Consider the following 21,725-nt stretch of genomic DNA (forward strand, 5'->3'; position numbering starts at 1 on the left):
TGGCTCAATGGAACAGTTCGCCGATCATGTGGAACCGCGATTTGCTCCGGCTGCGCCTGTCCGTTCCGCCGATTGCTGACTTGGGCACCCTGAACCCGTAGACATCTTCGGGCTCGGCAGAGCGCTCGGCCCAGAACGTGTCGATCGCCGACAGCATCATCGAGCGCCGTTTGCGGCGGCGGTACTGGATCGGCTGCCTGGCCCGCGAGACGGCCAGGAAATACGCCATGCCGCCTTCTACGGTCAGCCCCTGCAACACGATCAGGATCGCCTCCTTCGGGCGAACGCCTCGGAGATCGCGGGTCGCCTCGACGATCAGCCGCTTTCCATTGCGAGGCCCCTGCATGCTGCCGATGACGAAGGTGTAGCCGCCCTCAGAGCCCTGGCGAAGGAAGGTGAACCTGCCTGTGCACAGGAGAGCCTTGTCGCGTGTGCGGACAAGCTCGACGGCGAAGCCCCCTTCGTGACGTCCGCCGCAAAGATCGGCCAGTGCGATGCGGCACGTATAGGTCTCGTTGCGGCCGTTCACCACGCCGATCTCAAGCCTTTCCCCCTGCCACAGCCGTATCATGGTTTCCCTGGCCAGGATCCTGTCCGCAACAAGGAAATGCTCGACGAGACGTGCGAACCGCAGGGATTTGGACATTCCGTAAACCAGGAACTTCGACAGCGGCTTCTGCAGCAACGCGTCATGCGGGGCCGGAAACCCTCGTGCTGCGGCAAAACCCGCGAGGAAGCGCCACCAGCGGATGGTCAGAAGCGGATGGGCGGCAAAGCGAAACCAGAACAGGACGCCGCGCTTCCAGCGGGCTCGCAGAACGAAGGTCAGTATTCTCCACAGGACGAGAAATCGGAACTGCCGTGGTCCGTCAGCGATTTCGGGCGCTGAGTACGGACGAGGAGCAGCGGAAATTTCGCCTTTTGCCGCCGCAGTGATCAATTCGTTCTGGATCATGTTTCAAGCCCCGACGCGTGTGGTTGCGGCCAACCATCTGCGGCGGGACTATCAAGATCGTGGCAAGAAACCGTGGCCATCGCGGGAAGAGCGGCCGGGATGGCGGCCTGCTCAGGTCCTTGAGCGGGCGGGAAACTTCAGCGTTTCAGGTTGGCGTTATCCAGGTCGATACGGCCGGGGTTTGATCGAAGCCATCTACCGTGTGGCCCCCTCATCCGCCCTTCGGGCACCACACGGCACAGTCCAGCCTCTTCACATTAGCGAACATCCGTCGCCACCCCATGTCACCCCCACAACCTTTCACCCCGCAGGCTGCCTCCCATCGACGCCGAACCGGCTGGAGGCCACCCTCCTCCACCTGGTCCAACCGCTCAACCCTCACGATCGGATGACCCATGTGCATGTTCTCCTCGCCGCCGAAAGCCGAGCCGCCGCAGGCGCCGCCCGAATACGCCCAGCAGAAGACGCCCGATTATGCTGCCGCCCAATCCACCGCCGCACGCCGCGCCTCCGACAAGGTGAAGGGCGCGCCCTCCACCATCCTGACCTCACCCTCGGGCGCACCTGTTCTCGCCGATACGCAATCGCCGGCGCTGTCGGGCAATACGCTCAAGAAGACGCTGCTCGGGCAATAGAGGCTGACATCATCTATGGAAAATCCTCGTCGCGACAACGAGACGCAAATTGCCTATCACCGCCGCCGGCTGGCGGAGCTGAAGGAGGTTCGCCAGCCCTGGGAGGCCGAATGGCGGGCGCTGGCAGAGCATATCGAGCCGACGCGGCTCAGGCTGCATTCCGACCGGGAAGGCCCGCGCTCGCGCGACAAGATCATCGACAGCACCGGCAGCCATGCCTATGAGACGCTGAAGTCAGGCATGCATTCGGGCCTCACCTCGCCCGCCCGGCCCTGGTTTCGGCTGACCACCTTCGATCCCGATCTGAAGAAGCAGGATTCCGTCAAAGTCTATCTCGCCGCCGTGCAGGACAAGATGCGCGAGGTCTTTGCGGCGTCGAACCTCTACCGCGCCTTTCATATCGGCTATGGCGATCTCGGCCAGTTCGGCCAATCCGTCGCCATTCTCGTGGAAGACGAGGAGACGGTCATCCGCGTGCAGCAGCTGGTGCATGGCCGCTTCTGGATCGCGAGGGATCACAAAGGCAAGGCGACCACGCTTTACCGCACCTTCCGCTGGAGCGTGCAGCGCATCATCGAGCGCTTCGGTTATGACAATGTGCCGGAGCGGCTGCGCAGCCTCTATGACTCGTCGAAATATGGCGAGTGTTTCGATGTCTACCACGCCATCGAGCCGCGTTACGACCGCGACCCAAGGCTGATCGACAAGCGCAACAAGGCTTTCCTCTCCAATTACTGGATCGACGAGCTCGGCGGCGATCTGCTCGAAGAAAGCGGCTTCGGCTCGAACCCGATCATCGCGCCGGCCTGGGAGCTTTCCGAGGACGATCACTATGCGCTCTCGCCCGGCCAGAAGGCGCTCGGCGACATCAGGATGCTGCAGCTCGAACAGACGCGAAAGCTCGAGGGTATCGACAAGAAGGTGCGCCCGCCGATGAACGCGCCGACCTCGATGCAGAACAGCCCGGCCTCGCTGCTGCCGGGTGCGGTCAACTATGTCGATGATCCCACCGGCAAGGGGTTCCGCCCGGCGATGGAGGTGAATCTCAGCCTGGCGGAACTGCGCGAAGATATCCAGGAAGTGCAGAACCGCATCGAGAAGACCTTCTTTGCCGATCTCTTCTTCGCCATCACCAATATGGAAGGCGTGCAGCCGCGCAACCAGTTCGAGCTGACGCAGCGCAAGGAAGAGCAGTTGCTGCAGCTCGGCCCCGTGCTCGAAAACGTCTTCGGCGATCAGCTCGGCCCGACCATCGACCGCACCTTCGATATTCTGGCGGCCCGTGACGAGCTGCCGCCACCGCCGCCGGAGCTGCAGGGTACCGAGCTGAAGGTGGAGTACATCTCCACGCTCGCTCAGGCGCAGCAGGCGGTCGCGACAGGCGCGATCGAGCGTGGCGTCGCCTTCATGGGCCAGCTCTCCGCCGTCAAGCCGGAGGCGCTCGACAAGCTCGATGTCGACGAGGCGATCGACCTCTATTTCGATGCGATCGGCGCCCCGCCCTCGATGATCCTGGCCGACGACAAGGTGGAGGATATGCGCGCCCAGCGCGCCCAGCAGATGCAGGCGGCACAGACGGCGCAGATGGCCTCGCAGGTCGCACCCGCCCTCAATCAGGGCGCCAAGGCCGCACAGGTGCTGGCCGATGCCAATGACAACCCGAACGGCGCGGCACTGCTGCGCCAGCTGGGGCTCGCCTGATGGATCGCTTTAAGGATCAACCATCCATCCCCCAAACCATTCAGCGAGACGAAATTACGACGGCGTTTCGCGAGGTCTTCGCGACCGCCTCCGGCAAGCGCGTGCTGTTCTGGATGCTGGAACAATGCGCCGTCTACCAGGAGGCCTATGCGGGGGAACTCAGCAACGCGACGCATTACACGCTCGGAAAACAGGGCGTCGGCCGCCGGCTGATCGCCGAGCTCGATCGCATCGACCCGACGCTCTATCCGCGCCTGCTGCTCGCCATCGCGGATCTCAAGGCAACAGACAAGGCAGCGGCGGCAAGCCGCGCCGAACAAGAGGAAGGCGAAGACAATGACAAGGATGCTTAGCAGGAGCCCCTTTCCGATCGTTCTGCGCAGCGCCGAGGGAATCGGCAGCGGTGGCGGCGATGCCGGTGACAGTGGGGCGCCGGAGACCATTCTGTTTCCGGATGATGCGCCATCACCGGACGGTGACAACGGTAGCGACGATCATGCCGACGCTGCCGATCATGACAGCGGCAAGTCCGACGACACAGCCGGCGACGACCCGGCAGATCGCGTCCCCGATGATGGCCGCTATTCCCTCACCATGCCTGAAGGCATCGAGGTGGATCAGGAGCTGATCGACGCGCTCGGCCCTGATTTCCACGATCTCGGCCTGACCAACCGGCAGGCACAGCAACTGGCCGACCGCTTCATCGAGATCCAGGGCCGGCGCGGCAAGGCGGCGTCCGAAGCCTGGGCCGGCCGCGTTCAGGGCTGGGCGGATGAAGCGCGCAGGGACCGCGAGATCGGCGGGGCGAAATGGGTCGGCACCGTGGGCTCGGCCCAGCGCGCGCTCTCTCGGCTCGGCACGCCGGCGCTGCGCGAGTACCTGAATACCAGCGGCGGCGGCAACCACCCCGAGATGATCAGAATTTTCGCAAAGGTCGGATCGATGATCCAGGAGGACAACCCACCGAATGGCGGCGCGGGCGGAAACGGCAGGAAAGCCGAAACCGCGCACCTGATGTTTCCCAAAGACGCACCGAAGGGCTGATAAGACATGGCCACCATTGGCAGCTACTACCCCAATCTCGTTGACGCATTCAAAGGCTCCGCCGAAGGCGCCGTCATCGAGCTTCTCTCGCAGCAGAACCCGATCCTCGACGACGCGATGGCCGTCGAATGCAACATGGATGCCGTGCACCGCCATATGGTGCGCACCGGCCTGCCCTCGGTCTCCTGGGGCCGGCTCTACCAGGGCATCAAGCAGTCCAAGGCCACCATGCAGCAGGTGGACGATACGACGGGCTTCGTGCATGCCCGCTCGGAAATCGACATGCGCCTGCTCGATCTGGCCCCCGACAAGGCCAAGGCCCGTCTCGTCGACACCATGCCCTTCATCGAGTCGCTGAGCCAGGAAATGGCGTCCGGCCTTTTCTATCATGATACGGCAACCACGCCGGAGAAGTTCAAGGGCCTCTCCGCCCGCTACTCCGCCTATAACCCCAACCTGCCGAACGTGGCGCAGCCGAACATCGCCAACCAGGTGGTCAATGGCGGTGGCACCGGCGCCGACAACACTTCCATCTGGTTCGTCACCTGGGGCGACCACGCCACCCACCTGCTCTACCCCAAGGGCACCAAGGCCGGCGTCAAGATCGACGACAAGGGCGAGCAGCGCGTGCTCGATGCCAACGGCGACCCCTACTATGCCAAGGAAACGCTCTACACCTGGCATATCGGTGCCGCCGTGAAGGACTGGCGCTACAACGCCCGCGTCGCCAATATCGACGTCTCCGACATGATGGCCGGCAGCGTCGATCTCTGGTCGCTCTTGCGCAAGGGCTACTACCGCCTGCAGTCTCGCCGCCTGAACGCCAAGGCGAGCCGCATCGCCATCTACATGAATAAGGATGTTCTCGAAGTGCTCGACGTGCAGTCGTCGGACCGCGCGCTGACCTCCGACCGGCAGAACACGGTGCACCTGACCACGCAGTTCGTCGAGGGCCAGGAAGTGAAGTTCTATCGCGGCATCCCGATCCGCGAAACGGACGCCATCCTCAACACCGAAGCCGCCGTTCCGGCGCTCGCCTGATCGTCTTCCTCAAGCCCGCCGTGATGAGCGGCGGGCAACCCTCTCTTTCACTGCCCGATCCGCGACCAACGGATAGCGGGCGAATCCCAGAAAGGTACTTCCCATGATTTTCGACCGGCAGACGCTGCTTTCGGACGCACAGGCGATCACCGCAACCGGCCCCAGCACCAATGTCATCCATCTCGGCCCGGTCAAGGCCGGCCTCACCCGCGATATCGGCAAGGGCGAACCGATCCCCTTCCTGTTGCAGGTAGTGGAAAGCTTCAACAACCTGACCTCGCTTGCCGTCACCATACAGACCGACGACAACGAGGCCTTCTCCTCGCCGAAATCAGTGATCACGACGACGCTCAACCTCGCCGATCTCAAGGCCGGCAAGATCATCCCGCCGAGCCATATTCCGCGCGGCACGGACGAGCTCTACCTGCGCCTGCTTTATACCGTGACCGGCACGGCCCCGACCATGGGCAAGATCACCGCCGGCTTCACTGCGGGGGTTCCCTCGCATGGTTGATGTCGTGGCCATCGAGCCAGGTTATTTCGGCGGCGCCAGGCGCGACCCCGGCGAGCGTTTCAGCGTGGCCGACGCGCTCTGGAGGGACGAAAAACGCCGCCCGAAATGGGTGCGTCTTGCCCGATCCGGCGACAAATCAAACGGCAAGGCGGAAGCGGAACCGGCCGATAAAAAGCCATCCGCAAAGCCCGCCAAACCCACCACGCCTCCCGAGCCTCCCGAGCCTCTCGGCAACGGCGTGCAGGAAGCGCTCGGCGGCCCGGCCCCGGACTGGATGCCGCCGGAAATCCAGGACTCCTCCCAGCCTGTCGATTGACCCCCTCTGATCGACAGGCCACCTCTGGAGCGCCGTGCGTCCATTCGGACGCACAAAGGACGCTCCAGCTCTTTTATTCGACGCATCAGGCTTCCGAAAATCGATTCCGATTTTCGGGCCGATGCCGTAGCGGCTTCGGCCGCTCCTTTTTCTCTTCGAGCGAAGGCAGAGCGCAGCGATGGCGAAACTCTATAATATGCAGCGCGTCCAGGGCGTCGTCATCGTTCCCGACGGCACGCGCATGTTCAACAACCGCCCTGTCATCGGCATCCGCGATGTGGGCGACACCACCCTGTTCGTCGACAACAAGCCTGTCCTTGGCGTCGAGATCGTCACCGATGGAGCGACCGTCCATAACGATCTGCCCGTGCTTGGGGCCGTCAGGATATCGGATGGGCGCAGCCTCTACGGCAATGCGCCTGTTATCTCCGTCATGGGCGGTGGAGAACCCGTCGACCCCGAGCGCTATATGTTCTTCGCCTCCCGCGGTTCGCGCATGCCCTCGGGTTATGCCGTCGATACCACCAGCATCGGCCTCACCTATTTCGCCAGCAAGCTCAAACTCGGCAATGCGCCCTACAAGACGAAGGCACCGCGCTTCCACTTTTCGGGCTTTGCCATGAACGAGGGTTTCGGTCCGCAGGAAACGATCGTGGCCGGCAACGATGTGGTCATCGACGGCGTGGACCTCATCGTCAAGGGCGTCACTTACCAGTCCGACTTCTCCGGCACTCCGGGGGCGACGATATCATCGGGCACCAAAGGCGCTTTCTGCGACTTCCCAACCTTTACCGGCGAACTCGACCCGCTGGAGGATTTCCTCGTCATCACCCGTTGGCACATCGCCTCCGTCGGCCAGAAATTCATCGGCCCCGCGCGCATCCAGAAGCACCGGGGCGAGAAATACTGGGCCGCAGCCGACGCCGCAGCCCTCACAGCCCTCATAACCTCCGATGCGCCCACCTCGGCAGCCCTCGACAGTTTCTACGCCGTCGCCCCCGGCAACCAGACGAACAGCCAGCTCATCTGCTACGGGCCGGACCTCATGCTCGCCAAGGGCGGCTGGGACGGCAGGCCCGTCGTCCTCGGCACCGGCGACAGCATCGGCTACGGCCGCCAGGAAGTCTCCGCTTCGGCTGATCTCAGAGGCAATCTCGGCTGGTTCAGCAAATGGCTGGATCTCGACGGCGGCTCCGGCCGCATCCCCCATCTCTTCATCGGCTGCCCCTCGGCCCAATCCGCCCGCGAGCTGACGACCAGCGCACTGCTGCGCTGGGATATCCTCGATGACATCAAGGCCTTCAACGGCGGCAAATATCCCTTCACCATCGTCATCAACCAGATGGGCACCAACGACGCCAACACCACGACCTCGACATGGAAATCCCGCCTCGTCAGCCTGATCGCCCGCGTCAAGACGCGGCTCGGACCCGACATGAAGGTCATCCAGTGCACTATTCCGCCGCAGAACAGCTCCACCGCCGCCTATTCCACATCAGCCGCCATCACCGTCAGCGCTCCCGTCTGGACGACAGGACGGGCAAGCATCAACGACGATATCCGCAGCAACAGCGGATTCGGCCACGACGGCTATCTCGATGTCGACCAGGCATGGACCGACCCGGCAAACCCCGACAAATTCCGCGCCGCCGTGGATCTCGGCCAGATCGGCACCCTGCTCTCCGTCACGCCGGGTGACGGTGCCAGCACGCACCCGACGGGAACGGCCGACTTCCAGCCGGAGATTGGCGACAGCCTCCTCGTCGAATACCAGCCGGGGCTTTATGCGAACCGGGTGGTGATCGATGTCAGCGATGTTGGCAATGGGACATATTTCGTGACCTTCGCCAATACCTACAACACGGCGTTTCAGGCCAATGCCCGTGTGTATTGGGCCGTGAGTTCGGAAGGGATTCATCCACAGCCCGGCTATGTGGATCATTGGATCGTGCCGAGGTTGGCGCAGGCGGATAAGGGGAAGTTGGGGAGTTAATCCGGCAGCGCCCCGCTAAAGGGCGGCGGGGTCTACAGTTGGACGCTAGCCCAGCTAAATCCGGCTGTCTGGCTCGATGCCGCTGACTTGTCGACCATTCAGGCAACCGGCAGCAGTGTTGACCGCGTCCTCAACAAAGGCTCCTATGGCAGTGCATCGGACGGAACGCAGACGGGTTCTGCGCGGCCTTCGACCGGCACTCGCCAGCTTAATGGCAAGAATGTACTTGCTGCGAACAACGGTCAGCCTCTGATCATCGCCGGTCCAGCCCTCAATATCTTCGAGCAGCCGCATACAGTCATTGAGGTCATCGAGAATGATGTAACGGCATCGCTCAAGTATGCCCTGGCTGGATCTGACGGCGCTCTCAAAATTGCCCACATCTTCCAGCTCGGCGGCACGGCTGGAACAGCAGCTTGGTACACGGGGTCTGCTACTCCCATAAGCCGTGCAGACCTCACGCTGAATGGCGCCAAGATCATGACGACCAGGGCTGAGCGAGTAAATGCGTTTGGCTTACCTTACGCAGTTGCTGAACGCAGAGATCACTACGCGTGGCTGGTAATTATCCGAAGACCTTTGCCTTCACGCTGTCGATGAAATCCAGCAGCGTGAAGCGCGGCGTCTCACCGATGGCGAGATAGCCGTTTCTGCGAATGCCGATCGAGACATGGACCGCCTGGGCCGGGGCACTGATGAAGATCAGTTTTTCTTCAAGCGCGCGGATGAAAAACGGGCGCTCCTCAAGCTCATCGAACTCCGTCTCCGGCATAGACAGACGGTGATATTTGTCGCTGACGATCGCGCGGAGCAATCTCTCAGTCTCTCCGTCTGAAACCTGATAAAGACGGTCTCTACCAGTCAGTCTATAAAGGGCAGAATTTGTAGCGCCTTGAGCGGATTCGCGGAAGTAGTCGATGCGCACTGAGGTTCCCCAACCAATGCGCGAGCCTACATCGGATATGCGCCTGCATTGCAAGAACCTTTTTTGGGTTTTTGTGATGTATGTAACAGAAACCTTCGCGAGCGCCGAGCCCGTTAAGCCTCCATCGCTCTCAACCGGCGATTTCGGGCGTCACGGCGCCACTTATTAAATTGCTTTTCGACCACCAAATGAAAAGCGATACCGGCAATCACGGCAACTACCGCCGTGATTGCCACTGCCTCGTCTATGAACGTCACAAATCCCCATCCAATCAACTTGGGGTAAATCCGCGAGAGTATGTGGTAAATGACCACGATGTGGATCAGATAAATGGAGTAAGAGGCGTCCCCAAGCCTTGCAAACTTATCTCCAAGCCAGCCTTCTGCCTTTACCGGCAACACAGCCGCGACGATGATGGCGGCAGGGATGCCCCAGTAGATGACGCGCAAGACCTCGGGTAGCGTATCGGCTTCATGATAGTACGATGCAACCGCCATGGTCGCTACCGCCGGCGCCAGTATGAAGATTGGAAGCGCCGGCAGACGCTTATTCAGATAAAGATGACCGATGCAGCAACCAAATAGGAATTCAAAAACAATCGGGCTGCTGAAGAAAATGCCAAGCGCAGACGGACTGGAGATGATTGTCGCGATCAGCCAAACAGCGACGATGCCGGTCATCAGTACAGGAAGGTACCTTCTTTTCCCAACCGCCAGCGCGAGCGCGAACATGAAGTAGAAATACATCTCATAAGAAAGCGTCCACCCGACGCCGAGGATGGGTTGCACGGTTCCCGCTGCATCAAATGAGGGGATGAGCGTCAGGGAGGCGAAGATCCTCCAAGCAGAAAATTCCGCAGGTATTGAGCGGCTCCAGGCGATCATCAGGCACATCAAAATCAATGTTGCCACAATGTAGGGCGGGTAGATCCTTTCGACGCGCTGGACGATGAAGTCAGTCGGCTTCTTTTTTCCTTCGGCGTGATCCCTCGACACGTAGACCATGATGAAGCCGCTGATGACGAAGAAGATGTCGACACCAAGGGCCATCCCATCACGGAACCATGGAGCCGACAGCCACGATTGAGGAAGCCCCTGCATGTAGCCAGGCGGGTTGATCGTGTAGGCTCTGATGGAGTGGGAGAGAACAACGATCAAGGCCGCAACGGCCCTGAGCACTTGAATGGAATTAAGCTTTCCGCGCTGCATGATTTTTCCCCGGACCCGTTTGCAACTGCGTAACACATCCCGAACGCGAGTAAAACAAAACTGCAACACCCCACCGCCCCATCATCAACTGAGGCCTTGTCGCCGAAATGCTGACGCGCCAAAAACTGCGAGGCATGAGCAAGAATGCAATATTTTCAGCCATTAGCGGGTAGGCATGAGCGGCACTAGAATGAAGCAGCAAGCAATTTATCTGCTCGATTCGAGTGGCTCCTACGGCTGGGACTTCGCGAACTACCACACGATGCAGGCTAATGGCAAAGGGGTTGGGATCCACCACAATGCCGGGAGCTGGCCGCGTGACATGCTCAACGTGGCCAGGGGACCGTGGCAAATACCGGATTACGCTGAGACGCCGAAATTGGTCTTCGATTCAAAAAGAAAAGTAAAAGACATTTATGCTGTTGAGTACTTCTACTTTATCTCGGACGAAATGAAGGGCTTACTGGAGGAGGTTGCTCCGAATTCGTGTGAGTACGGTCTGTGCGAGACGGAGTTCGACAGTGGAAAACCTGGCCCACGGATCTGGCAATGCAGCGTCATCACGTCTTACAGCAAAGCCGTAGACATTGAAAACTCTGAAAAAATCCGGCTAACTGCGTGGGGCGGTTATATGATATCTGGCGGAGCAAATTGGCAATTCTTGCCTGCCGTCCTCAACGGAGCCAGCCTATTTCGCCTTGTGGAATTCCCCATCGCGGCACTTTGCGATCAACGGTTCAAGGATCTCTGCAGACGCCGAGGCATTAAAGGTGCGGATTTCCAACAGGTGGGTTTTCTACCCTGATATCAGCGGGACATTCTTGAGGGGCTGCTCGATGACCGCGAGCTGATTTTCAGCAACATCCTCCATCGCCACGGCCAACTCGGGTCACTTGCCGTCAAAATCGATAGGATCAAGCGTTTGAGAGAGCGTGGCCTGATCGCATTGGAGAGATCCGAAGCTGGCATCGGCCATTATGCTATCACTGACAAAGACTGGCTGACGCTGTGGTAAAGCCGCACGTCATCAGATATCATTGGCCACGGATGGCCCGCCACGCGTCACTGGTTTGCGAGCAGGATGTGACGGTCGTTATATCTTTTAACGGAAAGCCGGACTAGGAAAGTCGGGAACAATCCAGGTTCGTCTCCTGCTGATTTTGCAGCATCAGCAGCGGGCAAGTGAGAGTGGACAGCAGGAAAGTCCAGTGGAACTTGCGGACTGCAACCGACTGAAGAAAGCCGCTGCTCAGGTGAAAAGCTCGCCTGCTGACGACACTCTATGAAACCGCTGCATTACCTCTTGATCATCTTCGTTGTGCCGCCGCTCATTGCGCTTGCGCTCGGCATTATTTTCATCATCGCGACGTCGCGCGATGATGAACGGCCGGACCCGCGTCCAACAGGAACGCTCGGGATCAAGAAAGGCGGCAGGATCGGCAGCCCCAGCGATACGCCGGCACTTCCCCGATCCGGCGGTGACTTTCGATAGTCTTGCCGAAAGTGGGAACGCGCCCTCACCCCATCGCTCTCAGCGCTGGTTCAGCGCGAGCCTGATCCTGTAGAAGTTCTCAGCGTCCGGCTTGGCCTTCACGTCGCATTGCTTCGTGCCGACTGCCACGGTCGCGATCTCACGGACATCGGTGCTCAACCAGATCGGCGCCTCGCGGGTATAGGAGCGGCCGGGCAGCGCCCGCCAGTTGGCGTAGAAAATACCGACCTCCTGGCCAGTTGCATTCAGGAAACTCGCGACGACGCAGACCTGATCGTCGTCTTCGGGGTCTTCGTTCCGCAGCGTGATGCGGGACGTGACGGAATTGGTCTCCGGGTCCGAGCGGAATGAGAAACTGTAATATTGCGGCCGCTTCCAATCCCACTTGTCCTGGACGATTTCACAAAAACCATCCTCGACACCAAGGCATTGTTGCGCCGCGTGAACGCGCCAGACGTAATTTACCCAGCCATCCTTATTGGGAACGGGGGATTGGTCGCTGGTGAGCAGGCCTAAGGCAATGGAGAGTTGCTTGAGAGTCGGCATGCCCGATGCTGACTAAATTTGCTGCAGCGCGCAAGACGTCCGCGCATTCTCCTGCCGCTCCCGGTCAGGATTTCCGCGCCAGCGGCGGCAGGGGAACGAAGGGATTGTCGGGATCGTAGCTCGCCTTCGGCTTGCCCTTGCCGGTCTTCAGCAATCCCGGCGCAAGCTGGCCCTTGGGTCCGAAGAGATAAGCGCTTCCCGCGCAGAGATGGGCAAGCGCACGGTAGTCGAAATAGCGGAAGGTGGTGTCGGCAAGGAAGGCAGCTTCGTTATAGGCCTTGCCCTTGATGTCTGCAAAACCGGTCTCGGTCATATAGGAATAGAGGGCTTTCTTGTTGAGCGACGCGCCGCTGCAGAGTTTGCCGAGCGCATCCGCCAGCTTCACGACCCTCAATGTCTGGGCATCCGGGTTCGCGAGCGGCTTCATCGCCTCGGCAACATAATAATTCGTCGCCGGATCGTTGGTCATGGATTTCTTCCAGGACGCCGGCATCTCTTCCGCCGTCGCAAAGCCCGCAGAAGCAATCATGAGACTTGCGGCGAATAGACAGGATCTGAAACTATGGGCCAAGATATCCCCCATCTGAGCAATTCAGACTGGCTTCGATTCGCAATGCGATACAAGGTCAAATTTTGGGCGCCCGGGTTGAAAACTCCGGTCAAGACGTGCCAGCCTCAAGTTTAGTTTTCAACCATCGCGGCTCCAACTTCGCGACATGCACTGAACCCGGTGCGAACACGAAGGGAAACAATCGATGAGCAAGTTCGACATCTATCTGAGCCGCAGCGGCACGAACGCAATCTCGGGCGCAAGCCTGCCGATTTCGCTGGCCGATATCGAGGGTCACAACAACGCGGACGCAACCACGACGGCACTCGCCGTGCCGGTCGAAGCCGTCAGCGACGAGCAGTTCTGGACCGTGACGGCCACTGATGCGGCAATCCGCGTCGACTTCCGCACGCCTGTCACCGCGACCCCCGGCTGGTTGGTTCATGCCGGCGAGACCCGCTATTTCGGCGCCCGGATCGGCCAGTCGCCCTCCGTTATCCTCGCCTGACCCGGGATCGTGGGCAGTTCGCCGTCTCTTTCACTACAGCGATTAACAAGGAGAGCATTCACCATGCTTGGCCTTTCTCTCGGCTTGTCCCTCGGGACGTCCACAAACACCTCGAACAGTGGCGGCGGGGTTGAACCCAACCGCTACATGTTCTTCGCTTCCCGCACCCGCATGCCGTCGGGCTTCCTGATGCCCGCGGCAAGCGGCCTCAACTATTTCGCAAGCAAGCTGAAATTTGGAAACGCGCCCTACAAGACGCGCGGCTTCCGCTTTCACTTCTCGGGCTTCGCCATGAACGAGGGCCTCGGTCCTCAGGAAACGATCCTGCCCGGCAATGACGTGGTGATCGACGGCGTCGATCTCGTCATTGGCGGCGCGGCCTATCCGGCCGTTTTCGGCAGCAGCCCCGGCGTCACGATTGCGTCGGGCACGAAAGGTGCATGGTGCGATTTCCCAACGGCACCCGACCTCGACGCCGAGGCGGATTTCATCGTCATCACCCGATGGCATGTCAATGCCGGTCAGAATTTCGTCGGGCCTTACCGCATCCAGAAGCATCGCGGCGAGAAGTTCTGGGCCGCTGCCGATCCGTCAGCACTTGGATCTCTGATCGGTGCAGACGCCCCGGTCACGCCTTCGCTCGACGTCTTCTATGCCGTCGCGCCCGGTAACCAGACAAACTCCCAGCAGATTTGCTACGGCCCGGACATGATGGTGGCCAAAGGCGAATGGGATGGCCGGCCCGTGGTTCTCAGCACCGCCGACAGCATCGGTTACGGCCGTCAGGAAGTCTCCGCCTCTGCCGACATCAGAGGCAATCTCGGCTGGGAAAGCAAATGGCTCGATGCCGATGACGGCCTCGGCCGCATCCCCCACATGACCATCGGTTGCCCCTCGGCTCAGTCAGCGCGGGAATTGACGACAAGTGCCTTCCTTCGCTGGGATATCCTTGACGACATCAAGGCTTTCAACGGCGGCAAGTACCCGTTCACGGTGGTGCTCAATCAGATGGGCACGAATGACAGCAACACCGCGATCTCGACCTGGAAGTCTCGCATGACCAGCTTGGTTTCGCGCATCAAGGCGCGGCTCGGCGGCGGCATGAAGGTGATCCAGTGCACCATCCCGCCGCAGAACAGCTCCAGCAATGCCTTCGCGACCTCGGCGGGCATCACCGTCAACACTGCAGTATGGGTAACCGGGCGCAACAGCATCAACGCCGATATCCGCAGCAACAATGGCTTCGGCCATGACGGCTATATCGACGTCGATCAAGCCTGGACCGATTATCCCGCTAACCCGGATAAATTCCGCGCTGCGACGGATCTCGGCCAGATCGGCACGCTGCTGTCCTATACGCCGGGTGATGGTGCCAGCCTGCTGAGCTCGGGTGTTCTCGCCGGCTTCGTTCCGAAGGTGGGCAATGTCATCCTGTCGGAGTACCAGCCAGCGACATATGGCGCCCGCACAATCAATGCCGTTGTTGACAATGGCAACGGCACATTCAATGTCGGGTTCACCTCGAACTCGGCGACGGCTTTCCAGGCGAACGCTGCGACCTACTGGGCCATCAGCCCCGAAGGCGTCCATCCACAGCCAGGCTACATCGACACCTGGATCGTTCCGCGTCTGCCGCAATCGGAAAAAGCGAAACTGACCGCCTAGCCTTTACCACCCGTCACCGAATGATGCAGGCATAGGCCGATCTCGCGAAAAGCAAGGATTTCACGCTGTCGATGAAAGCGACAAGCGTGAAATTCGGCCGTTCCCCCATGGTCGGATCGCCGTTCCTCCTGACAAGCAGCGGCACCCTACCCCCGGCCATCCCGGCCTCTCAGGGCAAGCTTCATAGGCGTGTGCTTTTTTGACCGGCGACGTTATGAAGATTGCCGAACGCCGCTCCACCGCAATCAGGAAAACTGGCCGCGACGGCCGAGAATCGTTCTGAATGCTCCGAGGTGTTTTTCGGCACCTTCGGCCGAGCGCGGAAACGCATCGCGGATGTGGCGTGTGTAGTACCAGCCAGGTGACGTCGCCGTGATCAGGTTTTCATACACGACCGGCGGCACGTTGAAATATCTGCGGTGCCCCTTGAGGCGAATCTCGATGTCGAGAACCTCTGTCGACGGGTCGTAGGCAACGGATTTCACCAGCTTTGACGAGAGTTCCATTGTTGCTCCTATGGTGCGTCGCACAATGGAAGCATGGTTAAGAGAATAGTCAAGTACCTGTTCAGTTCCGAGACATAATATCTCATCGGCAGGCAGTGATCATCGGGTACATCTGCCGGCAAATGTCCTGCGCTGGCGGACGCTTCGTGATTTTTGGTACTCGAAAGCGCGACGGCTGCCATGTTCTCCCGCAATAACTGAAACATCGACGCCAACAGTTGCAATTGCCTGAGGCGTTCTGCTGCGACGCAACAAACGGCTTGTTCCATAGCGAGAAAAATGGTCTACTCTGCCAGGAACACGGTGAAATTCCACAATCAAAAGTAGAGGAATTGGCATATGCTCAATGGCAACGGCGGAGGCCGTGTCGACTGCCTTGATGGCCTGCGTGGCCTTGCCGCTCTATGGGTTCTGGTGGGTCATGCGCATCTCCTGACCGGTTTCACAATTCCCGTCATAGGCGATCCCGATCTCGGCGTTGATCTCTTCATCATGCTGTCCGGTTTCCTGATGGTCTTCCACTATCAGCGCAGACGCGACCGGGAGCCTTGGGAGGCAAGCAACACATGGATCACCTTCTGGGTGAGACGCTATTTCCGGATTGCGCCGCTCTATTACGTGATGCTTGTCGCCGCCCTGACGCTGGGCCCCCTCATCTACGATGCCCGCATGGTGATCGATGGCTTCAACGGCGTAAGACCGCAGTTGGCGGAGCGCTATCTGGACAGCAGCCTGGCGAACTATCTTGCGCACCTGACCTTCCTCTTCGGTCTCAGCCCCCACTTTGCATACAGGACAGCGCTGCCGGACTGGAGCATCGGCCTTGAAATGCAGTTTTATGCGGCCCTGCCCTTCATCATGATCCTGGTCGGCCGCATCGGCTGGATCAAGGGCATCGCCGGCGCTGCCCTTACGGGGCTGGTGATTGCATACGGCCTGACCCGGATTGGCGTTTCTTTCCCGATGCCAACCTTCCTCCCGCTCAAGATGCATATCTTTGCCGCCGGCATGCTGCTGGCCGGCGCGCTGAGGGCAAACAAGATGCGAGCCTACCAGTTTGCGGCGGTTTCCGCCGTGCTGGCGCTTGCGCCGATCGGCGGCGATCGTGACCTTATGCACGAAATCGTGCGGGTCTTACTGGTTTTGATCTTCTTCGCCTTCATCCACACGCACCGCCTGCCGGAACCACTCGCAAAGCGACTGAGCCCGATCAGCGCCTGGCTGGGTAACGGCTTTTTCCATAATCTCGGCGAGTTGTCCTTCGGTGCCTATCTCATCCACCTGATGGTGATGCAGCCGGTCATTGCTTATCTGATCCAGACAACTGACGTCTCCAATCCGGTGCGCTGGGTTCTGACGCTGGCAATCACCGTGCCGATCGTCTACGCGCTGGCCTGGGTTGGATACAACCTCATCGAAATGCCGGGGCAGAATATCGGCAAGGGCCTGACGAAGCCGCGCGCCTCCGCCTGACAGGACACCAGCACCATCTGCAGATAGCGCAGCCTCACGGCCGCGCCTCTCCGCCCTGGCCGCGCTCAAAAGCGCGCCTCACCCACCCCTTTACCTCGAAACCCATTTCCCATTGAACCTGCCAGAGTTCTCCCGCTATATAGGAGAAAACGCAAAATCTCGGAGAGACTCATGCGGCAGGACGATATCGAGGAAACTGTCGCCGAGAGCGGTTACAGGCAGATCAGGGCCGATATCATCTTCGGGCGGCTTGCGCCCGGGCAGAAGCTGAAACTGGAAAATCTCAAAGGCACCTATGAGACCAGCGTCAGCACCCTGCGCGAAATCCTCAATCGGCTGACTTCGGAAGGGCTTGTTGTCGCCGAAGGGCAGCGGGGCTTTGAGGTGGCGGGGGTTTCCGTCGCGGACCTGCGCGAGATTGCTGCACTTCGCCTTCTCCTGGAAGAACATGCGCTGGAGCAATCCTTCGAGCAGGGCGATGTGGAATGGGAGGCGCAGCTTGTCTCGGCCCATTACAAGCTGGCGCGCATGGAAAAGGTCATGGCATCCGGCGATACAGCCCAAGCGGAGGACTGGAAGCGCTATGACTGGGAGTTCCACCAGGCACTGATTGCCGCCTGCGGGTCGCGGCTCCTGATGGAGACGCATTCGGCCGTCTTCGACAAATATCTGCGTTACCAGATGGTGGCGCTCTCCTATCGCGGCGGGGTGGCCGAAGAAGAGCATAAGCAGCTGCTGGAAGCGGCCCTGCAGCGCGACAGCAGGACGGCCAAGACGATCCTGCAGCGCCATATCGAAGGCGGTGTCGAACATGCGCTCGGCAGGGGCCTGCTTTCGGCCCCGGCGAAGCAGGCGAAATAGACTATGGCTGGCCCGCGCAGGACAGAAAAACCGATGCTCAAGACCACGGCCGAAGCCTCCGAAACCATCAGCGACGTCGTCTTCCGGCAGATCCGGCAGGATATCATCTCGGGCGCGCTGGCGCCGGGCGCCAAGATCAAGCTGGAACAGGCCAAGGAGCATTATTCGATCAGCATCTCCTCGCTGCGCGAGATCCTGAGCCGCCTTGCCATGGAAAACCTCGTTCTCGCCGAAGGCCAGCGCGGCTTCGAGGTGAGCCCGGCTTCGCGTAAGGAACTCGAGGAGCTTGCCGATCTCAGGACCGTGCTCGAAACCCACGCGATCGGCCTCTCCTTTGCCGCCGGCAACCTGGAATGGGAAGGCCGCATCGTCGCCGCCCATCACAAGCTGGCGGCCGCCGAGAAGAAGCTGCTCGCGGGGGATGCGTCACGGACGGTCGACTGGGTGCGCTATGACTGGGAATTTCATCAGGCAATCGTTTCGGCCTGCAATTCGGCGACGCTGATGGCCGCGCTGTCATCGGTGTTCGACCGGTTTTTGCGCTATCACATGCTGGCGCGGAGTTTTCGCGGGCAGGCAGTGGTGGATGACCACAAGCTGCTGTTCGAGCTGGCGCTGAAGCGGGATATTGAGGGCGCGCGGGCGGTGATACGGCGGCATGTGCAGAGTGGGGTGCAGCATGTGCTGACGAGCGGGCGGATTGGGTGAGAGTGGGATCGTCCTCGATCCTGCCAGACTAATAGTTGTGCCGTCTGCCCCCCCTCGCCTTACGTCAAGCAGACTCCGCCCTTACCCCGCATCCTTCGGAATCCCCTCCGGCCGCATCTGCTTCTTCAGCGCGGCAATCCGGAAAATCGCATTCGGCGCCCCATAACCGCGATAGGCGCGACGCTCCACTACCTCGAAGAAGAAGCCCTCCCCATATGTCCCGCTATAGAGCTGGAAATACTCGCCCTCCCCATCCCGGTCATAGAGAATGTTCTCCGCCTTCAGCCGCTCGGTCAGCTCCGGCTCCAGGCCGAAGCGGGCTTCGACATCGTCGTAATAGTTGGGCGAGATCGGCAGCGGCTTGAAGCCTTTGGCGCGCAGGCGTTCGGCGGTTGCGAAAATATCGTCAGTCGAGAACGCCAGATGCTGGATGCCGGAGCCGAATTTTTCGGCGATGAAATGGCCGGCGAGCGTGCGGCGGTTTTCGGCGCCGTTCATGGTGATGCGCAGGCTGCCCGCCTCGTTTTCGATCACCTGGCTGCGCACCACGCCGGAGGGATCGATGATGTCGACCATGGGGGTTTTGCGGGTTTCGAAGATCGAGGTGTAGAAGAGCAGCCAGGTCAGCATCTCGTCATAGGAGACGGTCTGGGCGATATGGTCGATCTGTAAGAGGCCGGCATCTGCAGCGTCGCCCTCCTCCGCGACAGGCTCGAAATCGATCTCGGAGAAACGGCCGAGCGGGCTCTTCTCGTCGATGAGATAGATCAGCCCGCCGCCGACGCCGCGGATGGCAGGCAGCTGCAGCTCGCCCTCGGCCACGGCCTGGGTGAATGGTTCGGCATCGAGCGCCAGCGCGCGGGCGTAGGCCTCAGCGGCATCATCCACCACCAGCGCCATGGCATAGGCGAAGGTGCCGTGCACGGCATAGGCGGCATTGGCAAAGCCGGCGGGATCGACATTGATGAGGATGCGGATCTCGCCCTGCTGGAACAGCGTCACCTTCTTGGAGCGATGCACCGCCACCTTGCGAAAACCGAGCGCTTCGAGAATGCCGACGAGTTCTACCGCCTCCTCATCGTCAGTGGCAAATTCGATGAAGCCGACGCCCTTGACGGCGGCCCGCGCCGGCATCTCCACGCCGATCGGGGTGTCGACCTTGCGGCGGATCTGGTCGGCGAGATAGATCAGCGAGCGGTGGCCGTCTGCGGCAATCGCCCTTGTCGAGCCGCCGCGGAACTGGTCGTTGAAAATCTCCAGCGAGAAGAAGCCGTCGTAGCCTGTCGAGGCGACGGCCTCGGTAAATTCGGTGACGGGCAGATCGCCCTCGCCCGGCATGTTGCGGAAATGCCTGGACCAGTAGAGCAGGTCCATATCGATCAGCGGCGCATCGGCGAGCTGCACGATGAAGATCTTCTCCTTCGGGATCGAGCGGATGGAATTGATGTCGATCTTGCGTGACAGCGAATGGAAACTGTCGAGGATCAGCCCGACATTCGGATGATCCGCGCGCCGCACGATCTCCCAGGCATCGCGATGATCGTTGACGAAGCGGCCCCAGGCAAGCGCCTCGTAACCCACCTTCAGCCCGCGTTTGGCGGCCCGCTCCCCCAGCTCGCGAAAATCGGCCGCCGCCCGGTCGATACCGCCAAGGGCGGCCTGCGAGACATTGGAGCAGACGAGCACCATGTCCGTGCCGAGCTCCTGCATGATATCGAACTTGCGCTCGGCGCGGTCGAAGGTGCGCCCCCGCAAACTATCCGGCATGCCCTCGAAATCGCGGAAGGGCTGGAAGAGCGTGATGGTGAGGCCGAGATCCCGCGCCATCTTCCCCACATCGGCAGGGCTGCCATCGAAGGCCAGGAAGTCGTTCTCGAAAATCTCCACGCCGTCAAAGCCGGCCCGCGCAATCGCCTCCAGCTTTTCCGGCAGCTCGCCCGAGATCGTCACAGTCGCAATCGAGGTCTTCATATCAGGCAATCCTCCTCGTTCAGGCCGCTTTTCGGCTGAGGCCGGCGACCCTCCTGACGGCATTATGGCGAATGTCGTGAGGATTTCAATTCAATTGACCAAATGAAAAGTCTCATATGATTTTCAAAAACTATGTTGATTTATGGGTCCTCCTCTGGCAAACATTGTTGCGAACAGTCGGGAGAGGATGACTGTGGGCCGTTTTAACGGCATCAAAAGGAGGAGAATTCCAATGCTGAAGTCTTTGCTGACGCGGCGTGGCGCCATGCTGGGTGCTGCCGCTCTCGTGGCCGCCATCGGGCTTGCAAACCCGGCCGCGGCCGTCACCCCGGAAGAAATCAAGGCCCGCGGCAAGCTGATCGTCGGCATCCAGGGCGATAACCCGCCATGGGGCTTCGTCACCAGCGCCGGCAAGCAGGATGGCCTGGATGCCGATATCGCCACCCTCTATGCCAAAGAGCTCGGCGTCGAAGTCGAATTCGTGCCGCTGGAAGTGAACAACCGCATTCCGGCGCTGACGACCGGCCGTGTCGACGTGCTCTTTGCGACGATGGCCATGCTGCCGGACCGCGCCAAGGCCGTGCAGTTTTCAAAACCTTATGTCGCCAATGCCATCGTGCTGATCGGCGCCAAATCCGCCTCGATCAAGACCAATGAGGATATGGCGAACCTGACGATCGGCGTCGCCAAGGGTGCGGCGCAGGATACGCAGGTGACGAAGAACGCGCCGCCGACCGCCACGATCCGCCGTTTCGATGGCGACGCGGCAAGCGTCCAGGCGCTCGCCTCCGGCCAGGTGCAGGCGCTCGGCGGCAACATCTTCTACATGGACCGCGTCGAAAAGGCCCGCCCCGGCGAGTTCGAAAACAAGCTGGAATTCCAGAAACTCTACAATGGCGCCTGCACGCGGCTCGGCGAAAAGGAAATCAACGCCTCGATCAATACGTTTATCGACAAGATCAAGGCCAATGGCGAACTGAAGAAGATCTACGACAAGTGGATGAAGGTGCCGGTTCCGGAATTCCCGGAAAAGCTCGAGGGCATTCCGTTTACGGCGGGCTGAGCGACAGGTTTCCAACAATCCGATTACCAAGGCGGGCATTTCGATGCCCG

Annotated in this window: 24 protein-coding genes; 17 read left to right on the plus strand and 7 right to left on the minus strand. The window is 60.4% G+C overall.

Annotated features, from left to right (window positions below; genetic code table 11):
- Positions 1-4: 4 nt before the first annotated feature.
- Positions 5-955, minus strand: coding sequence for a DUF535 family protein (locus ACK9YZ_RS11565; RefSeq protein WP_416066693.1), 951 nt, complete (start codon positions 953-955; stop codon positions 5-7).
- 395 nt (positions 956-1,350) lie between these two features.
- On the opposite strand from ACK9YZ_RS11565, the gene ACK9YZ_RS11570 reads away from it, so the two are divergent.
- From ACK9YZ_RS11570 to ACK9YZ_RS11610, 9 genes are all read left to right on the plus strand, one after another.
- The gene (locus ACK9YZ_RS11570) at positions 1,351-1,590 is read left to right on the plus strand and encodes a hypothetical protein (RefSeq protein ID WP_132654374.1); all 240 of its coding nucleotides are present in this window, start codon (positions 1,351-1,353) and stop codon (positions 1,588-1,590) included.
- Between the two features lie 15 nt (positions 1,591-1,605).
- Positions 1,606-3,291: a portal protein gene (locus ACK9YZ_RS11575; protein ID WP_416066694.1), complete on the plus strand. Its 1,686-nt coding sequence runs from the start codon at positions 1,606-1,608 to the stop codon at positions 3,289-3,291.
- The gene (locus ACK9YZ_RS11580; protein ID WP_416066695.1) at positions 3,291-3,644 is read left to right on the plus strand and encodes a hypothetical protein; all 354 of its coding nucleotides are present in this window, start codon (positions 3,291-3,293) and stop codon (positions 3,642-3,644) included. Before ACK9YZ_RS11575 ends, ACK9YZ_RS11580 begins: the two co-directional genes overlap by 1 nt.
- Positions 3,628-4,335 (plus strand): hypothetical protein, encoded by a 708-nt coding sequence (locus ACK9YZ_RS11585; protein ID WP_416066696.1) that lies wholly within the window; start codon positions 3,628-3,630, stop codon positions 4,333-4,335. Before ACK9YZ_RS11580 ends, ACK9YZ_RS11585 begins: the two co-directional genes overlap by 17 nt.
- A 6-nt stretch (positions 4,336-4,341) precedes the next feature.
- Positions 4,342-5,376 (plus strand): major capsid protein, encoded by a 1,035-nt coding sequence (locus ACK9YZ_RS11590; protein ID WP_216758721.1) that lies wholly within the window; start codon positions 4,342-4,344, stop codon positions 5,374-5,376.
- Positions 5,377-5,479: 103 nt separating this feature from the next.
- Positions 5,480-5,890: a Bbp16 family capsid cement protein gene (locus ACK9YZ_RS11595; RefSeq protein ID WP_416066697.1), complete on the plus strand. Its 411-nt coding sequence runs from the start codon at positions 5,480-5,482 to the stop codon at positions 5,888-5,890.
- Complete coding sequence (locus tag ACK9YZ_RS11600; protein WP_416066698.1) at positions 5,883-6,206, plus strand: hypothetical protein; 324 nt, start codon at positions 5,883-5,885, stop codon at positions 6,204-6,206. Before ACK9YZ_RS11595 ends, ACK9YZ_RS11600 begins: the two co-directional genes overlap by 8 nt.
- 178 nt (positions 6,207-6,384) lie before the next feature.
- Positions 6,385-8,199: a hypothetical protein gene (locus ACK9YZ_RS11605; protein WP_416066699.1), complete on the plus strand. Its 1,815-nt coding sequence runs from the start codon at positions 6,385-6,387 to the stop codon at positions 8,197-8,199.
- A gap of 87 nt (positions 8,200-8,286) precedes the next feature.
- A complete protein-coding gene (locus ACK9YZ_RS11610; protein ID WP_416066700.1) occupies positions 8,287-8,799 on the plus strand; it encodes a hypothetical protein in 513 nt (170 codons plus the stop codon).
- Here ACK9YZ_RS11610 and ACK9YZ_RS11615 read toward each other — a convergent pair.
- The gene (locus ACK9YZ_RS11615; protein WP_416066701.1) at positions 8,765-9,013 is read right to left on the minus strand and encodes a hypothetical protein; all 249 of its coding nucleotides are present in this window, start codon (positions 9,011-9,013) and stop codon (positions 8,765-8,767) included. The two genes, ACK9YZ_RS11610 and ACK9YZ_RS11615, sit on opposite strands and share 35 nt — an antisense overlap.
- A gap of 224 nt (positions 9,014-9,237) precedes the next feature.
- On the minus strand, positions 9,238-10,332 hold the full coding sequence (locus tag ACK9YZ_RS11620) for an acyltransferase family protein (RefSeq protein ID WP_416066702.1): 1,095 nt from the start codon (positions 10,330-10,332) through the stop codon (positions 9,238-9,240).
- Between the two features lie 190 nt (positions 10,333-10,522).
- Here ACK9YZ_RS11620 and ACK9YZ_RS11625 point away from each other — a divergent pair, with 190 nt between their 5' ends.
- Both ACK9YZ_RS11625 and ACK9YZ_RS11630 read left to right on the plus strand, forming a co-directional pair.
- Positions 10,523-11,137, plus strand: a complete 615-nt coding sequence (locus tag ACK9YZ_RS11625) for an imm11 family protein (RefSeq protein WP_416066703.1) — start codon at positions 10,523-10,525, stop codon at positions 11,135-11,137.
- Between the two features lie 477 nt (positions 11,138-11,614).
- Entirely contained in the window at positions 11,615-11,824 is a 210-nt protein-coding gene (locus ACK9YZ_RS11630) for a hypothetical protein (protein ID WP_416063896.1), read from the plus strand.
- 39 nt (positions 11,825-11,863) lie between these two features.
- Here ACK9YZ_RS11630 and ACK9YZ_RS11635 read toward each other — a convergent pair whose 3' ends face one another.
- Positions 11,864-12,370, minus strand: a complete 507-nt coding sequence (locus tag ACK9YZ_RS11635; RefSeq protein WP_416063897.1) for a hypothetical protein — start codon at positions 12,368-12,370, stop codon at positions 11,864-11,866.
- 64 nt (positions 12,371-12,434) lie between these two features.
- A complete protein-coding gene (locus ACK9YZ_RS11640) occupies positions 12,435-12,839 on the minus strand; it encodes a hypothetical protein (RefSeq protein WP_416063898.1) in 405 nt (134 codons plus the stop codon).
- A gap of 286 nt (positions 12,840-13,125) precedes the next feature.
- Here ACK9YZ_RS11640 and ACK9YZ_RS11645 point away from each other — a divergent pair, with 286 nt between their 5' ends.
- Positions 13,126-13,428, plus strand: coding sequence for a hypothetical protein (locus ACK9YZ_RS11645; RefSeq protein WP_416063899.1), 303 nt, complete (start codon positions 13,126-13,128; stop codon positions 13,426-13,428).
- 63 nt (positions 13,429-13,491) lie between these two features.
- The gene (locus ACK9YZ_RS11650; protein WP_416063900.1) at positions 13,492-15,093 is read left to right on the plus strand and encodes a hypothetical protein; all 1,602 of its coding nucleotides are present in this window, start codon (positions 13,492-13,494) and stop codon (positions 15,091-15,093) included.
- A 245-nt stretch (positions 15,094-15,338) separates the two neighbouring features.
- Here ACK9YZ_RS11650 and ACK9YZ_RS11655 read toward each other — a convergent pair whose 3' ends face one another.
- The gene (locus ACK9YZ_RS11655) at positions 15,339-15,599 is read right to left on the minus strand and encodes a KTSC domain-containing protein (RefSeq protein ID WP_416063901.1); all 261 of its coding nucleotides are present in this window, start codon (positions 15,597-15,599) and stop codon (positions 15,339-15,341) included.
- A gap of 339 nt (positions 15,600-15,938) precedes the next feature.
- On the opposite strand from ACK9YZ_RS11655, the gene ACK9YZ_RS11660 reads away from it, so the two are divergent.
- From ACK9YZ_RS11660 to ACK9YZ_RS11670, 3 genes are all read left to right on the plus strand, one after another.
- Positions 15,939-17,072, plus strand: coding sequence for an acyltransferase family protein (locus ACK9YZ_RS11660; protein ID WP_416063902.1), 1,134 nt, complete (start codon positions 15,939-15,941; stop codon positions 17,070-17,072).
- 171 nt (positions 17,073-17,243) lie between these two features.
- Entirely contained in the window at positions 17,244-17,933 is a 690-nt protein-coding gene (locus ACK9YZ_RS11665; protein WP_416063903.1) for a GntR family transcriptional regulator, read from the plus strand.
- Between the two features lie 33 nt (positions 17,934-17,966).
- Positions 17,967-18,641 (plus strand): GntR family transcriptional regulator, encoded by a 675-nt coding sequence (locus ACK9YZ_RS11670; RefSeq protein WP_416063904.1) that lies wholly within the window; start codon positions 17,967-17,969, stop codon positions 18,639-18,641.
- Between the two features lie 81 nt (positions 18,642-18,722).
- On the opposite strand, the gene ACK9YZ_RS11675 is transcribed toward ACK9YZ_RS11670, so the two are convergent.
- Entirely contained in the window at positions 18,723-20,612 is a 1,890-nt protein-coding gene (locus ACK9YZ_RS11675; protein ID WP_416063905.1) for a bifunctional sugar phosphate isomerase/epimerase/4-hydroxyphenylpyruvate dioxygenase family protein, read from the minus strand.
- A 232-nt stretch (positions 20,613-20,844) separates the two neighbouring features.
- Here ACK9YZ_RS11675 and ACK9YZ_RS11680 point away from each other — a divergent pair, with 232 nt between their 5' ends.
- Positions 20,845-21,675 carry a transporter substrate-binding domain-containing protein gene (locus ACK9YZ_RS11680; protein ID WP_216758740.1) on the plus strand — a complete coding sequence of 277 codons (831 nt, stop codon included), beginning with the start codon at positions 20,845-20,847 and terminating at the stop codon, positions 21,673-21,675.
- Positions 21,676-21,725: the final 50 nt, after the last annotated feature.

Origin of the sequence: Rhizobium sp. ZK1 (assembly GCF_047782645.1) — a bacterium.
GTDB lineage: Bacteria > Pseudomonadota > Alphaproteobacteria > Rhizobiales > Rhizobiaceae > Rhizobium.